This window comes from Pedobacter sp. GSP4 (genome assembly GCF_051857575.1).
Lineage (GTDB): Bacteria > Bacteroidota > Bacteroidia > Sphingobacteriales > Sphingobacteriaceae > Pedobacter.
Map to the genome: position 1 here is coordinate 73,132 of NZ_JBPZIR010000008.1, position 15,576 is coordinate 88,707.

The following is a 15,576-nucleotide window of genomic DNA, read 5'->3' on the forward strand; positions in this document are numbered from 1 at the left end:
AAGCTTATCCGGAAAATGTTAGGCAGAAAATGAAAAAGACCTAAATCCAAAAGACCCCGCAGGTTTTAAAAACCTGTCATTCTGATCCGATAGCTATCGGTTACAACGAAGAATCTATAGGGCAAAAATTACAAAATTGACTCAAAATACTGTTTAAGACATTTTGCTTTGAAAGATTCTTCACTTCGTTCAGAATGACAGAAGAGCTCTAAAGCAAAAAGACCTCGCAGGTTTTAAAAACCTGCGAGGTCTGAAAGAATTCGCTGCGTTTGAAAATAATGTTTCTCTTAAATTACGGTCCCGCTAGGCAAAACTGCGCCCTTTTTAATTACGACAATACCATCTTTAACGGCATAAAGTTCAAAATCTCCATCTTCCAAATGCGCTCCGCCGTTTATTTTCACATCGTTACCAATGCGGCAGTTTTTGTCGATAATGGCATTGTTGATGTAACACCTGTCGCCTATACCTATTAAAGAGTTTCCTTTACTCGTTTCCGATTGTATTTCTTCCAGGGTTTGATAACGGTCGCTGCCCATAATGTAGGCGTTGGTAACCACTGTATGTTTACCAATTCTTGCCCGGATACCCAAAACAGCATGTTCTACCCTACTGGCCTGCACAATGCAGCCCTCTGCAATAATCGCCTTCTCTAAAGTAGTGCCCGAAATTTTTGACGGTGGTAGCATCCTGGCCCTTGTAAAAATGGTATGGCTGCTATCGAACATATTAAATTTAGGAATCTCATCAGTTAAGCCCAAATTGGCTTCAAAGAACGATGATATATTACCAATATCGGTCCAATAACCCTCGTATTGGAAGCTTAAAACCCTGCTCTGGGTGATTGCCCTTGGTAAAATTTCTTTACCAAAATCTTTCTCGTCTTCGTTTTCGTTTAAGATATTGATTAAATACTCGCGGTTAAAAACGTAAATCCCCATAGAGGCCAAGAAGTTTCTGCCTTCGGCCTGCATTTCTTCACCGGTATCCGAAATCCATTCATCAAGACCTGTTTTAGGTTTCTCGATAAATGAGGTAATCATATTTTCCTCGTCGGCTTTTAAAATACCAAAATCAGTTGCGTCTTTCGCAGTTACCGGAATGGTGGCAATTGTAATTTCTGCATTTGCTTCGATGTGTTTTTCGATCATTTCTTTAAAATCCATCTGGTACAATTGATCACCGGAAAGAATTAAGATATAATCGAACTCATGCGAAACGATATGGTGCATACACTGGCGTACCGCATCGGCAGTACCCTGAAACCAACCGGAGTTTTGTACAGTTTGCTCAGCCGCCAAAATATCAACAAAAGCCGTACTAAAATGACTAAAGTGATAAGTATTTTTAATATGCTTATTTAACGATGCTGAGTTAAACTGCGTCAGCACAAACATGCGGTGTATACCAGAATTTAGGCAGTTCGAAATGGGAATGTCTACCAAGCGGTACTTTCCAGCAATCGGTACTGCCGGTTTAGAGCGTGTTTGTGTGAGTGGCGATAATCTAGAGCCCTGGCCACCGCCAAGGATAACGCCTAAAACTTTGTCGGTCATGTTTAAGCTTATTTTAAATTTTGGTATAATTCTATATAGTTTAATGCTGCCTTATCCCAAGAATGGTCGATCACCATCATGGTTTTTCTCACAGCTTTAAAAGCCTTTTTATCATTGTATAATTCTACTGCACGGTTAATGGCGTGCGTAACATCCCAAATGCTGGTTTGATCGTGGCAGATACCGAAACCACCATCACCAATATCAATTACGGTATCTTTTAAGCCGCCAACCCTGCGCACCATAGGCACTGTGCCATAGCGTAAGGCATAAAGCTGGTTTAAGCCGCAGGGTTCTACCCTTGATGGCATGATCAGAAAATCGGCACCGGCATACATTTCGTGCGAAACCTGTTCGTTGTAACCGATATAGGCGTTATACCGATCGCCAAAAATATCTTTTAACTGATTCAGTCTTCCTTCTACCCAACTATCTCCCGATCCCAGAACCAATACATTAATATTATTGCCATGCTGCTGCAAAGCCGTGTAAAAAATATCCGGAAGCAGGTCGGCACCCTTTTCATCAACCAAACGGCCAATAAAAGTAAATAGAGGTTTCGACGCATCCAATTGAAAAACACTGCAGAGTGCTGTTTTGTTTGCCAATTTACCAGCTTCTACTGTTTTTAAATTATAACCTTTGGTAAGCATGGGGTCGGTTTCTGGATTCCAGACCTCGCTATCAATGCCATTTAAAATACCCACCGATTTCCAGCGTTCCTGCCTCAAAAGACTTTCCAGGCCACGCGCATTGTTCATCATCTCTTCCAAGTAACTTGGCGAAACCGTAGTTACCTTCCAGGCACATTTTATGGCCGATGCCAATGGGTTAATGGCATCATCCCAGCCCAGCAAACCACCTTTCCATAAATCGAAGGCTGGCAAATAATATAATTTATCCCAGCCAAACGGGCCTTGATATTGCGCATTATGGATGGTTAAAATGGTTGGTACTTTTCTGATCCGTTCGTATTTTATGCAATTAGATACCATAAAAGGAACTAGGCCCGTATGGTGGTCGTGGCAGTGAATTACATCCGGTTGGTGTTCCCATTGGGCTATCCAATCTAAGGTTGCAATCTGAAAAGCTACAAATCTTTCGGTATCATCCTGGTAACCATATACATTTGGCCTATCGGTTAAGCCCTTAATATGGATTACATATACATCAAAACCCAGTTTATTGGTTTTTTCTTTTAATATGCGGTATTGGAAATGGTTGTTGCCATAATTTGCCCATGCATCGTAAGTTACTTCAAATTCGTTTTCGCGGATAAATTTAGTATCGTACGCAGGAACAACCACTTTGGCAATGTGGCCCAATCTATTTTGATATTTTGGTAAGGCCCCTACTACATCGGCTAAACCACCAACTTTTGCAACAGGGTAACACTCGGCACTTATATGTATAATTTCCATCAAATATTTGGTGTAGATAACCTAAGTAAGTTACTAATTGTTTTGAGCTTTGCAAATAATGGAAATTATATTTTTAGTTGATTTTTTTAGGTTTAAACTAAACTTTTCTGTGTGTGGCAATTAGCTTAAATCTGTGTATGATGAGGTCAATTTTTCCCCGCTGATTTCTTAGCTATGCGAAGAGGCTTTTTATTTGAAAGTTAATGTTCAGCTTTTTGTGGCGGCCTACTGCCCTGCTTTCCGTTGCAAGTCCTCGCTACGCTTCGGGCTTTACACTTCAATCAGGCTTAAAAACAAAGTTTGTTCCTGCAAAATGCAAAAACATAAATTTATTCTGCGGTGATCATCTTTAATCTGCGGGAGCAAAACGGCCAATTGATTCCCGGTTATTCAGCATCGATCTTGCTTTAAAGTAGGTTTCGATATGATATATAATTTTGTCACGTTGAGCCCGTCGAAACGCCTCGCACAATGTTTAATGAAGATCCTTCGACAAGCTCAGGATGACAATCCGATAAGCATTGCGGAATAAAAAACAAAAAACCGCCTAAATCCATAAGCGGTTTTTAACAACAAAACAAATATATTTTTGGTTTAAAAAATATCTTAATATTCTTCTGCAAGAATTTCATAGAAATCGCGGATTGGTTGAAACTGTGGATGTAACGAAACCACGTCGCCAAAAACCAATAGTGCTGGTGCATCAATTTTTTTATCTTCAACAATTTCTGCAATTGTATCAACAATGCCGACTGCAATTTTTTCTTCAGGTGTAGAACCATTTTGGATTACAGCTACCGGTAATAAATTTTTATTTTCAGACTGAAAAATAGCAGCAATTTCTTTTACTTTTTCAATTCCGTTCAAAACAACAATGGTTGCCTTGGTTTTAGCGGCGATGTATAAATCTTCAGAAATTTCTCCTTTAGAATTTGTTCCGGTTACCGCCCAAAAGCTTTCGCTCAGGTCTTTGTAAATCATTGGTATTTTTTGCAAACTCGGCGCACCGGTAGCACTCGAAATACCTGGAATAATTTCGGTTGGGATACTATATGATTCTGCAGCATCTATTTCTTCGTAACCTTTAGCAAAGAAAAACGGATCGCCGCTTTTTAAACGGACCACATGTCCGTAGTTTAAAGCATAATCAACAATCAGCTTATTTACTGCTTCTTGCGAAAACGACTCGTCGTCGCTGCGTTTACCTACATAAACTTTCGGTATACCATCTGGCGCATGACACAATAAAGCTTCGTTTACATTAGCATCGTACAAAACAACATCAGCTGTTTTTAATGCTTTAACCCCTTTTAAACTAAATAAATCCGGGTCGCCAGGACCTGCACCTATTAACGTAATCCTTGGTTCAATGTTCGCTTTTTCTACTTTATTTAAAATCATAACCGAAATTTTTGTGCTCGTTTACATTCATTAATTATACAAATATATAAAGTCTATGGGAATAGTAGTAATTTATTTTGAAATATTTTTATTTTGCCATTATGAACGCAGTGAAGAATCTGCAGGAATGGGACTTAGCTAAAAAAATCTTTCACACTAACGCATAAAAAAAAGGGCATATCTCCGTGGCAAAACAACCCTAATAAAAAAAATAGGTCTTAGCGGGATGCTAAGACCAGTGGTATTAGATTTCTCGACTTAGCTGCACTTCGCTCGAAATGACGGTGACATATGATGACAAAATGGAGTTTATTTACAATTCCCTTCCATAAAAGTAAATTTCCCGGCTTCGTAATTAATCGGTTTCCCTTTTACAAAATAAGAACGGCCTAGCGTGGTTTCAATCTGTGCAACGCCCATTATCAGTTTACCATCTTTTTTCAGAAAAGCCAATGGATTGGTATAAACGCTCACCGTATCTTCTCCGGTCTTGAAACGATAATCTACATATAAGGTATCGCCTTCAAATTTCCCTAAAATGGTACCCGAATTTTGCGGTTTATCAGCATAATTAACCAGTAATGAGCCTGTAACTTTGCCCGATGCATGTATTTCCACATTCATTGCTGCAGTATCTTTTTCAAACACCGCTGTATAACAGCCTCCGCTTACTACAGAATCGGTTTTTGTTTTCGAATTTTTACTTGTTTTATTATTTGGGTTGCAGGCATAGGCAAATGGAAGCGCTGCAAAAACCAAGTATAAAAAATTTCTTTTCATGTTGTTTTAATTAGGTTGTATATACAATATACGAAGAAGATGAAAGGTTTTAAATATTTCCATAAGCTGGGGCATGATTAATTTAGCAAGGACATTGGTAGCTGAGATATTGACCGATAAAGAAAAACGGGAAACCTTTATCTGATTTCCCGTTGAAATTGCTTCCGCCTTAGTTTAGTAAAGCTTTCATTATTATATTTGGTTGTGGTTCTACACCGTATGATTTTTGGATTTTAGTATTGAAGTTGGTTATTGGTTATTCCCCATCTTCCAGCTTACGCTTTCAATCCATTTAAATATTTTACCAAATGAAAGAGATCCTTCGACTACGCTCAGGATGACAAACGTACTAAGATTACTGAAATTTGGTTATTATCCATTTTTCATCTCACATCTTGCATTCTCCCTCCTACTCCACGGCTGCTCTGAACATTAAAGCGCCTACGGTTAAATTGGTACGGCTATCTACCAAAATCGCCGAGCCATTTGCACGGTTATCATCGTATAAATCGAATGCTAAAGCATCAGCGGTTTTAACAATTACGCGACCAATATCGTTCAGTTTAAATTCATCAGCAGCGTGTTTATCCAGTGTATTGATGTCAACCTTGTGCAGGATTTCACTGATTTTGCATTTGGTGATCTTACTGTTGTGCTGAATGTTGTACATCACCGAGGTATCCAAAGCGCGGGTATCCATCCAACAAAGGTCAGCCTCTATCAGTTTGGTTTCCTGTGGCAGGGCCGAAGCATTTACAATGGTATCGCCACGGCTAATGTCTACATCATCTTTTAAATGGATAATAACCGATTGACCTGCATGTGCGGCATCAAGGCTTTGGTCAAAAAAATCAATTTTTTCTACTGTAGAGCTTGCACCCGAAGGCAACACGGTAATTTTATCATTCAAGTTAAAAGTACCGCTCAATACACGACCGGCGTAACCACGGTAATCGTGCAATTCGTCGGTTTGCGGGCGTACAACCCACTGTACCGGCATGCGTGCCAGTTGCGAACGGTCTAAATGATCAGTATCTACCTGTTCTAAGAAATGTAGCAAGCTTTCGCCTTCGTACCACTGCATATTTTCTGAACGTTGCACCACATTATCACCTTTTAGAGCACTAACCGGGATGTAGGTTACATCGTCTAACTTAAGTTGCTTAGCCAGTACTTTGTACTTTTCGATGATAGAAGTATAAACCGTTTCGCTGTAATCAACCATATCCATTTTATTGATGCATACCACTACGTGTTTAATGCCCAATAAAGAAACCAGGTACGAGTGGCGGATGGTTTGCTCTACCACGCCGTTCCGGGCATCGATTAAAATAATGGCCAGGTTTGCGGTTGAGGCTCCGGTAACCATGTTGCGGGTGTACTGGATGTGACCTGGTGTATCGGCAATGATAAATTTACGCTTTTCGGTCTGAAAGTATTTATAAGCCACATCAATGGTTATGCCCTGCTCGCGCTCAGCCCTTAAACCGTCAGTTAAAATGGCTAAATCAATGGTTCCATCATCGTTTTTACGGTTAGAGCTTTGCAAGGCTTCTAACTGATCGGCTAAAATAGAATCTGTATCGTATAACAAACGGCCGATTAAGGTACTTTTACCATCATCTACACTGCCTGCTGTAAAAAATTTTAATATGTTCATGTTAAAAAATGATTGAATGAATGGAGGATCTAATTATTGAATAGGACTCTCGACTAGAGACTCCGAACTCAAGACTAAAAATACCCTCCCTTTTTCCTGTCTTCCATTGCTGCTTCTGAAACTTTATCGTCTAAACGGGCACCACGTTCTGAAATTTTAGAGGCACTGATTTCTGAAATAATATCATCAATCAGAAATGCATCTGATTCTACGGCGGCAGTACAAGACATATCGCCCACGGTACGGAAACGAACTTGCTTACGTTCTACTACATCTTCATCATCCATATTCAGAAACGGAGAAGCGGCCATTAACTGTCCGTTGCGGGTAATCACATCGCGTTCGTGCGAGAAGTAGATGCTTGGCAATTCAATTTTTTCACGACGGATATAATTCCAAACATCCAGTTCAGTCCAATTACTGATCGGGAATACGCGGATGTTTTCTCCTTTATGGATTTTGCCGTTGTAAATGTTCCAAAGTTCAGGGCGCTGGCGTTTTGGATCCCATTGCCCAAACTCATCGCGAACAGAGAAAATACGTTCTTTTGCGCGTGCTTTTTCTTCGTCTCTGCGTGCACCGCCAATACAGGCATCGAACTGGTGTTTTGCAATGGTATCTAATAAGGTAACAGTTTGCAAAGCATTTCTACTCGCATTTTTACCGGTTTGTTCTACTACTTTACCTTGATCAATAGATTCCTGAACTGAACCAATAATCAGCCTTTCGCCAATTCTTTCTACCATTTTATCACGGTAGGTAATGGTTTCTTCAAAATTATGCCCGGTATCAATGTGTACCAGTGGAAAAGGAAATTTACCCGGACGGAAAGCTTTTTCTGCTAAACGCACTAAGGTAATCGAATCTTTTCCACCCGAAAACAGTAAAGCCGGCTTTTCAAACTGCCCTGCAACCTCACGTAAAATGTGAATGGCCTCTGCCTCTAGTTCATCTAAATAATCAAAATTATATGTACTCATTATAAAATGTTGAAATGATTGATTGTTGAAATGTTGGAATGTTGCCTGCCAGCACTGTTCCTTTTTCAACTAATATATTTGCTGTTGTTATTATGTTTTCACTATCGTCATTGCGAGGAGCTCTTTTAGCCGACGCGGCAATCTATTTTGCTACCCGTAATGACATTTATTTTTATGCTATTGTTCAAAAAGGTTGCTTCGGCTCGCTCTTCCCTTCCTCGCAATAACGACTTGTGGGTATTAAGAAGTCGCATGCAAGCCACATTCCTTTTTGCTCTGGTCTTCCCACCACCATCTTCCGGCCCTAAAATCTTCGCCTGGTTGTACAGCTCTGGTACATGGGGCACAACCTATACTCGGGAATCCTTTGTCATGCAGGGTATTGTAAACAATGTTATTTTCTTTAATATAGGCCTTCACCTCATCTAATGTCCAGTCGAAAATCGGGTGAAATTTAACCAATTGATTGCCTTCATCCCATTCTACATCGTGCATATCTTCCCGGTTGGCACTCTGATCGGCCCTGATGCCTGTAATCCAGATTTCGTTACCTTCTAATGCTCTTTTTAAAGGTTCTATTTTACGGATATAGCAGCACTCTTTCCTGTTTTCAACCGATTCGTAAAAACTGCTCGGGCCTTTGGTATTTACCATATCCTCCAACAAATCGTTTTTTGGGTAATAGGCATGGATAGGTTTGTTATAAATTTCCAGCGTACGGTTCCAAACGTAATAAGTTTCGGGAAACAACCGGCCGGTTTCTAAAGTAAAAACTTTAATCGGTATGTTATTGGCAAAAATTAAATGGGTAATTGCCTGGTCTTCCCAACCAAAACTTGTCGAAAAGATGATTCGGCCTTCATAGCGATCGGCCAAAAACCTTAATTTTTCAATGGTATTTAAGCCCTTTAGTGCTTCTTTTATCTCTTCTACACGTTCCATCACTAAATTAATTTTAAAATAAACATAATTACACTGCGCAAGCTCACTATCATTACAATAATGCCAACGGCTACCATAATGGTTTTTGCCGAAATTTTGTTCGATACTTTTGCAGCAATCGGCGATGCTATCGCACTACCAATAATCAATCCTAATACAGCTTCCCAGTGTTTCCCACCCAACATGGTAAAAAAGGTTAGCGAACTAAGTGTGGCAATAAAAAACCTGCTGATTTTTACTGTTCCCAATGAAAACAAAGGGTGCCTGCCACCTGCTATTAAACTCGATAAAACAATCGATCCCCAACCGCCACCAAAAGCGGCATCGATAAAACCACCAACAAAACCCAGTAAGCCAATTTTTTTAATCTTCTGATCGGCTTTCTTTCTTTTGATGTTAAAAGCTTTCATTAAAATAATGCCACCTAAAAACAAGGTGTACACCGCTACAATTGGCTTAACATAAGCACTGTAGTGCTCAAGCGACGACAAAATATAAGCGCCAAGCACTGCCCCAACAATAGCCGGCAGGATTAATATTTTAAACAGTTTCCAGTTTACATTACCCATCCGGTAGTGCATCCAACCGGCAATACCGTTACTCATTACTTCCGAAATGTGGATAGCCATACTGGCTGAGGCCGGAGGTAAACCCATTGCCAGCGAGAAAGAGGCTGTAGTAACCCCGTATGACATGCCAATTGCACCATCGATCAGTGCGAATAAAAATCCGGCACCTAAAAACCAATAGAATAAAGGATCGATATGAATTAAAAAAGATTGAAACTCGGGTTCAGTATTCCACAGGGAAAAGCCGATTGCGCCGATCAACAAAACCGAAGCTACCCAGATTAGCCATTTAATATTACGCTCGGCAAAACTTTTTTTGGGGTTGATTAGGCTTTGTGTAACCTTGTTCAGTTTTTTAACCTTCGCAGAAAAATCGCCGTTTAAACTTTGGCGTAAAGCGCTCATATTTTGCAGCGTCTCATCCAGTTCTGCAGGCAGGCCTTCGTTTAAGATCTGCTTTAAGCGCTTGGCAATGGTGGGCGATTTACCGTTTGTAGAAATGGCAATTTTCAAATCACCTTTCTGAACAATAGAGCCCAGGTAAAAATCGCAAAGCTCTGGCTTATCGGCCACATTAATCAAAAGGCCACGTTCGTGGGTTACCCTTCTGATCTCCTCGTTCAGAATATTGTTGTTGGTTGCTGCAAAAACGATATCAATATCGTTCAGGTCGTTTACATCAAAACTTTTTTGCTTAACTTTTATCAGCGGGTAATTGGCAATCAGCGCATAAACCTCTGGCGAAACAATTTCGGCCACAATGGTAATGGTTGCGCTGTGGCTATTGTTTACAATGGCCGTTAATTTTTCGAGGCCAATATTACCGGCACCAATTAATAATGTACGCAGCTTGTTCAGCTTTACAAAAACTGGAAACAGCTGGTTACCTTTTTCCTGCTCAGAAAAAGATGCTGCATTATCGTGTTGGTTAGGCAATACTTGCATATTGTTTAATTAAGTTTTTAAATGACGGATGTAATGATACAACTTCTCCAAAAATTAACAATGCCGGCGCTTTAATATTTTCTTGCTGCACCAAGCTTTCTATGGTTTCAACCAGGCCAACCACCAGTTTCTCATCTTCAGCCGAGCCATTTTGAACCACTGCCGTTGGTAACTGGTGTTTCCCTGCCGCTTTAAAAATCTCGACTATTTTTGACAATTTTTTAAGTCCCATTAAAACCACCACAGTGGCATTTGACTGTGCTGCCTGGTAAATATCGGCCGATACTTCTCCTGAAGTGGTTGTTCCGGTAATTACCCAAAAGCTTTCGCTCAGGCCGCGGTGCGTAACCGGAATCTGCTGCAAACCTGGTACACCAATAGAACTCGAAATACCCGGAATAACACTTACCGGAATACTGTACGATGCGGCGTAATCCAACTCTTCGTAACCCCTGCCGAACACAAATGGATCGCCACCTTTTAACCGCACTACATGGCCATAATTTAAGGCGTAATCGATCATTAATTTATTAATGGTGTCCTGAGGATAAGAATGTTCGCCTGAGCGCTTACCTACATACACTTTAATAGCGGATGCCGGCGCGTGCTCCAATAAAGCTTCGTTTGTTAAAGCATCGTATAACACTACATCTGCTGTTTGCAATGCCTTAACACCTTTTAGCGTTAATAAATCAGGATCTCCAGGACCTGCGCCTAAAAGGGTAATTCTTGATTCTATATTTAATTTTTGATCGCTCATCTTATATTTTAAATTTTGAAGGATTGAATGTTATTGATTAAATTTTGAATGAATGAATTTTGAATGAGTGAATATTTACCTGCATAATATATACTCCCACCAACAATTCAATTTTTTTAATTTATTTTATCATTCATTTAATTTATCATTCAATTATTCTCTCAATCAGTCATTCTCTCATCCTATCCTTTTACCAATACAGCTCTTTTCTCTTTGATCTGATTTAAAAATTGACTGGCTTCTTCGAAATATCTTTTTGCAAATTCCTCAGTTGGTTCGTTCTTGTTAATCTGCAGCACAAGATCTGAGAAGTTGGTGGGCAAACTAAATTCGCCTGTTTCTACATAATGGTTATCGAACTCGCGGATTACACCAACCTGCGTACTGCTGTTTACCCCTTTATCCAACAACAACGATTTTGCTGCGCTTACAAAGGTGCTGTAGGTATGGTAAATGGCATCGGCATAAGCATCTTTATCCAGATTCTGTTTGGCCCAGCCAAATTTTTCGTCGGCTTCTAACAATAATGTAGCTACTAAATCGATCACTACACCGGCACACTCACCTACCCCAATTGCGGTAACAAACTCTTCTACATGGCCCCAATCTACAAATTCTTCAGTTTGGAGATTGGTTAAATCGGCAAGCGGTTTAAGCAATTGATAAAAATGGTCTTTGCCTTTTCTATCGTAATATTGGTGGAAGTTTTCATCCGTCAAATTATTGGCCTTAAAATCATTTAAAATGAAATGTAGAACGCTTGTTGCCCTTTTAGAAGGCACCTTGATTACACGTTCGGCTACTCTGCCCACACCATTGCCAACGGTTCCGCCGCCAAGCATTACCTGTACTGCCGGTACAACTTTTCCTTCTGCTTTTACCGAGCTGCCGTGAAAACCAATTTCGGCCAAACCGTGCTGACCGCAAGAGTTCATACAGCCGCTGATTTTTATTTTGATGTTTTTCTCATAAATAAACTCAGGGAAATCGGTATAAATTACTTCCTCCAGTACCTCAGCCAATGTCATTGAATTTGAAATGCCCAAATTACAGGTATCCGTTCCAGGGCAAGTGGTAATATCGGCCAAGCTATCAAAACCCGCGGTAGTAAAACCGATCTTATTTAAAGCGGCATACAATGATGGTAGGGCTTCTTTGCGCACAAACTTCAGCAACAGGCCTTGGTTTTGCGTTATCCTGATTTCATCTGCAACATATAGTCTAATGGCATCAACAAATGCCCTTGCCTTATCTGTTTTAATATCTCCAACCTGCACCTTTACATAAACCGAGTAAAAACCGGCTTGCTTTTGCTCAACCACATTGGTAGCAAACCAATGCTTATAATGGGTTTCGTTCAAAATTTCTACCTCTGGATAAGTTTGTTCCACTGGCAAAAGCGGTTCTGGTACGGTATTTAAATCTATGGCAAAAGTTTTTACTTTATTGGCAATGCGCTCTTCGGCCACCAAACGTAAAACTTCTTCTAAACCCAATTTCTGCACCAAATATTTTAAACGTGCTTTATTTCTGTTGCTGCGTTCGCCATAACGGTCAAACACACGCAGAACCGATTCAGTAAAAGGAATCAGCTGGTCTTCGGGTAAAAATTCGTGTACTGCACTGGCCAAAAATGGCTGTGCGCCCAAGCCGCCTGCAAATAAAACTTTAAATCCGCGTTCTCCTGCTGCATTTATTTTAGGGATAAAACCTAAATCGTGGATATAACTGAATGCCGTATCCTTATCGCTCGAAGAAAATGATATTTTAATTTTACGGCCCATTTCCTGACAGATGGGGTTACGCAAAAAATATTTAAAAACTGCGTGCGCATAGGGCGATACATCAAAAGGTTCGTCTTTATCAATACCTGAATTTGGCGAGGCTGTTACATTGCGCACCGTATTGCCACAGGCTTCGCGGAGTGTAATATCATCCTGCTCCAATTTGGCCCAAAGCTCTGGCGTTTTATCCAAGCTTACGTAGTGCAATTGGATATCCTGACGCGTGGTTAAGTGCAAATTTCCGCTTCCATACTCATCGGCAATATCGGCAATGCGCAATAGCTGCTTAAAAGTAACCTTGCCAAAAGGCAGTTTAATGCGGATCATCTGTACACCCGGCTGCCTTTGTCCGTAAACACCGCGGGCCAAGCGAAGGCTCCTAAACTTTTCGTCGTGGATGGTCCCATCCCTAAAAGCTTTAATCTTATTCTCTAAATCGATAATGTCCTGCTCGACAATCGGATTTTCGAGTTCTGTTCTGAAACTTTGCATATGTGTTGTTAGCTTTATTCAAAAAATGCCTCCCTGTTATCGAGAAGCATTCAATATTTTATACATAAATTATCTATAAGCTCCTGTTACTGCGCATTACAACAACAGTACATCATTTGCTTAACGATTAATGTGTTAGGTATAAAATTGAAGTTCATACGCCAAATATATAAAGTATATAGGAATAGTCGTAATTTATTATGAAAAAATTTAAGATATCTTGGTAAAGCCCATAATTTTTTGGCCAACAACGTCATCCTGAACCTGTTTCAGGATCAACTTTCACCAGATGAATTAATAAATGGCTAACTGATAATTGATAACTGTAAACTGATGACTGTTCAAACCTATCAGGTTTTTCTAGAATATATATTACAATTTTTCGATAGCCAGCTTTAAAGTATCTTCGCGGCCAATTACATCTGCAATGCTGGTTTCAGTCAAAACCTTAAGTGTAGCATCTCTTACATCAATAAATGCGCTTCTAATTCCGCAGGTTTTCTCATCTACACATTCATCACATTTGTGGTAAAAGTTTAAACTCGCACACGGAACCATGGCAATTGGTCCATCGGTAACACGCATTACATGCACCAATAAAATCTCTTCGGGTTTCTTGTTTAGGCTATAGCCACCCCCCGCTCCTTTTTTACTGTATAAAAAGCCGGCGTTACGCAGATCGAGAAGAATCTGTTCTAAGAATTTTTTCGGGATATGCTCCTCCTCTGCAATCTTTGAGATCTGCATAGGTGGTTTATCTAAATTTTTACCAAGCGCAACTAGTGCTTTGATGGCATATTTTGTTTTTTTGGACAGCATATTTGCACAAAGCTAATAAAAGAAAGTAAATTATAAAATATGCGACATGAAGTTGATTTTATTCAGACATATCCTATCTCATTTATAAATCCGATTGATGGCTTTAATCAAACCAGCGTAAAAATACACTGCCTAAGAAACAGTAAGCACTTTATCACCGTTTAAAATCTATTTTTACCCAATAGCCGATTACCGATCTTAACATGAAAAGAAAACTCAATCTATTTCCGCTCTTAGTAGTGGCTTTTATATTTTTTGCCCTAAATGCCTATGTATTATCTGGCCTTGGCACTATCAATCAATCAACATGGCTTAGTCCGATATTTTGGGTGTTTACTGTAGGCTTATCTTTTGCGCTCCTATACGCCATACAACAGATGCGGATTCAGGGAATGAACAGATTTTTCCAGATTATAAGCCACGCCTTTCTGATTGTGTTTACCGCAGAACTGGTTTTCGCCATTTTTTTGCTTGTTGGCGATATTTACCGTTTGTTGTTGGGCCTATCTGGCAGTTTTGGTGCACACGGATTTCACATCTCGGGCCGCAGCAGTTACTGGGTAGATTTTGCATTCGTAATGTTCTGCTTAACCATTGCCCTCTTCGCTTACGGCATTACCCAGGGGAAATATGCCTACCGCGTAATTAAGCACACCTTATATTTTGATGATCTGCCCGCAAGTTTTGATGGCTTTACCTTAACGCAGATTTCGGATGTACATGCCGGAAGTTTTACCAACCCAAAGGCTGTACAAAAAGGCATCGACCTGATTAATGCGCAAAAGAGCGATCTTTTTGTGTTTACAGGCGACCTGGTAAATAATGCCGCTTCAGAAATTGTTCCTTACATTGACCATTTCTCGCAGATTAAAGCACCTTTCGGACAGTTTTCTGTTTTGGGCAACCACGATTATGGCGACTACATTAAATGGCCTACCGAAGCTGATAAAATCCAGAATTTAAACCAGTTAAAAAGCTACCATAAAGATTTAGGTTTTAAACTTTTACTGGATGAGCATGTAGAACTGCACAAAAACGGAGAAAAAATTATATTGGCCGGAATAGAAAACTGGGGCATTGGCTTTGGAGAACGAGGCGATTTAAATAATGCGCTGCAAAATACTGCCATTAATGATTTCAAAATCCTTTTATCGCACGATCCTTCGCATTGGGATGCCCAGGTAAAAAATTATCCTTCAAAAATCCAGCTCTCCTTAGCGGGCCATACACACGGCATGCAGTTCGGTATCGAAGCTTTTGGCATTAAATGGAGTCCTGTAAAATACCGTTATAAGCATTGGGCAGGTATTAAAACCGAAAATGGCCGGTATTTAAATGTAAACCGTGGTTTTGGTTTCCTTGGTTTTTCAGGCCGTATCGGCATCTGGCCAGAAATTACGGTAATTGAGTTGAAAATGAAGTAATTTGGCCATCATCTCGATCCGATAGCTATCGGATGGAACGCAG

Annotated in this window: 12 protein-coding genes; 1 reads left to right on the forward strand and 11 read right to left on the reverse strand. The window is 40.1% G+C overall.

The window, feature by feature from the left end:
• Positions 1-287: 287 nt before the first annotated feature.
• The 11 genes from ACS5PU_RS18765 to ACS5PU_RS18815 form a co-directional block, all read right to left on the reverse strand.
• The gene (locus ACS5PU_RS18765) at positions 288-1,556 is read right to left on the reverse strand and encodes a glucose-1-phosphate adenylyltransferase (protein WP_439460696.1); all 1,269 of its coding nucleotides are present in this window, start codon (positions 1,554-1,556) and stop codon (positions 288-290) included.
• A gap of 8 nt (positions 1,557-1,564) precedes the next feature.
• Complete coding sequence (locus ACS5PU_RS18770) at positions 1,565-2,977, reverse strand: glycogen synthase (protein ID WP_439460697.1); 1,413 nt, start codon at positions 2,975-2,977, stop codon at positions 1,565-1,567.
• A 606-nt stretch (positions 2,978-3,583) separates the two neighbouring features.
• The gene (gene cobA, locus ACS5PU_RS18775; protein ID WP_439460698.1) at positions 3,584-4,378 is read right to left on the reverse strand and encodes a uroporphyrinogen-III C-methyltransferase; all 795 of its coding nucleotides are present in this window, start codon (positions 4,376-4,378) and stop codon (positions 3,584-3,586) included.
• A 309-nt stretch (positions 4,379-4,687) separates the two neighbouring features.
• Positions 4,688-5,158 (reverse strand): hypothetical protein, encoded by a 471-nt coding sequence (locus tag ACS5PU_RS18780; protein WP_439460699.1) that lies wholly within the window; start codon positions 5,156-5,158, stop codon positions 4,688-4,690.
• A gap of 409 nt (positions 5,159-5,567) precedes the next feature.
• Positions 5,568-6,818, reverse strand: coding sequence for a sulfate adenylyltransferase subunit 1 (locus ACS5PU_RS18785; protein WP_439460700.1), 1,251 nt, complete (start codon positions 6,816-6,818; stop codon positions 5,568-5,570).
• A 74-nt stretch (positions 6,819-6,892) separates the two neighbouring features.
• Entirely contained in the window at positions 6,893-7,798 is a 906-nt protein-coding gene (gene cysD / locus ACS5PU_RS18790) for a sulfate adenylyltransferase subunit CysD (protein ID WP_439460701.1), read from the reverse strand.
• A gap of 240 nt (positions 7,799-8,038) precedes the next feature.
• Positions 8,039-8,740, reverse strand: coding sequence for a phosphoadenylyl-sulfate reductase (locus tag ACS5PU_RS18795; RefSeq protein WP_439460702.1), 702 nt, complete (start codon positions 8,738-8,740; stop codon positions 8,039-8,041).
• Between the two features lie 2 nt (positions 8,741-8,742).
• Entirely contained in the window at positions 8,743-10,254 is a 1,512-nt protein-coding gene (locus tag ACS5PU_RS18800; RefSeq protein WP_439460703.1) for a TSUP family transporter, read from the reverse strand.
• Complete coding sequence (cobA, locus tag ACS5PU_RS18805; RefSeq protein WP_439460704.1) at positions 10,238-11,014, reverse strand: uroporphyrinogen-III C-methyltransferase; 777 nt, start codon at positions 11,012-11,014, stop codon at positions 10,238-10,240. Before cobA (ACS5PU_RS18805) ends, ACS5PU_RS18800 begins: the two co-directional genes overlap by 17 nt.
• Positions 11,015-11,196: 182 nt before the next feature.
• Entirely contained in the window at positions 11,197-13,290 is a 2,094-nt protein-coding gene (locus ACS5PU_RS18810) for a nitrite reductase (RefSeq protein ID WP_439460705.1), read from the reverse strand.
• A 372-nt stretch (positions 13,291-13,662) separates the two neighbouring features.
• Complete coding sequence (locus ACS5PU_RS18815) at positions 13,663-14,109, reverse strand: RrF2 family transcriptional regulator (RefSeq protein WP_439460706.1); 447 nt, start codon at positions 14,107-14,109, stop codon at positions 13,663-13,665.
• 203 nt (positions 14,110-14,312) lie between these two features.
• On the opposite strand from ACS5PU_RS18815, the gene ACS5PU_RS18820 reads away from it, so the two are divergent.
• Positions 14,313-15,533 carry a metallophosphoesterase gene (locus tag ACS5PU_RS18820; protein ID WP_439460707.1) on the forward strand — a complete coding sequence of 407 codons (1,221 nt, stop codon included), beginning with the start codon at positions 14,313-14,315 and terminating at the stop codon, positions 15,531-15,533.
• The last annotated feature ends 43 nt before the right edge of the window (positions 15,534-15,576 follow it).

Coding starts and splice junctions, on each gene's coding strand:
- ACS5PU_RS18765 (WP_439460696.1), bottom strand. CDS start 1,556: ATGACCGACAAAGTTTTAGGCGTTATCCTTGGCGGTGGCCAGGGCTCT.
- ACS5PU_RS18770 (WP_439460697.1), bottom strand. CDS start 2,977: ATGGAAATTATACATATAAGTGCCGAGTGTTACCCTGTTGCAAAAGTT.
- cobA (WP_439460698.1), bottom strand. CDS start 4,378: ATGATTTTAAATAAAGTAGAAAAAGCGAACATTGAACCAAGGATTACG.
- ACS5PU_RS18780 (WP_439460699.1), bottom strand. CDS start 5,158: ATGAAAAGAAATTTTTTATACTTGGTTTTTGCAGCGCTTCCATTTGCC.
- ACS5PU_RS18785 (WP_439460700.1), bottom strand. CDS start 6,818: ATGAACATATTAAAATTTTTTACAGCAGGCAGTGTAGATGATGGTAAA.
- cysD (WP_439460701.1), bottom strand. CDS start 7,798: ATGAGTACATATAATTTTGATTATTTAGATGAACTAGAGGCAGAGGCC.
- ACS5PU_RS18795 (WP_439460702.1), bottom strand. CDS start 8,740: ATGGAACGTGTAGAAGAGATAAAAGAAGCACTAAAGGGCTTAAATACC.
- ACS5PU_RS18800 (WP_439460703.1), bottom strand. CDS start 10,254: ATGCAAGTATTGCCTAACCAACACGATAATGCAGCATCTTTTTCTGAG.
- cobA (WP_439460704.1), bottom strand. CDS start 11,014: ATGAGCGATCAAAAATTAAATATAGAATCAAGAATTACCCTTTTAGGC.
- ACS5PU_RS18810 (WP_439460705.1), bottom strand. CDS start 13,290: ATGCAAAGTTTCAGAACAGAACTCGAAAATCCGATTGTCGAGCAGGAC.
- ACS5PU_RS18815 (WP_439460706.1), bottom strand. CDS start 14,109: ATGCTGTCCAAAAAAACAAAATATGCCATCAAAGCACTAGTTGCGCTT.
- ACS5PU_RS18820 (WP_439460707.1), top strand. CDS start 14,313: ATGAAAAGAAAACTCAATCTATTTCCGCTCTTAGTAGTGGCTTTTATA.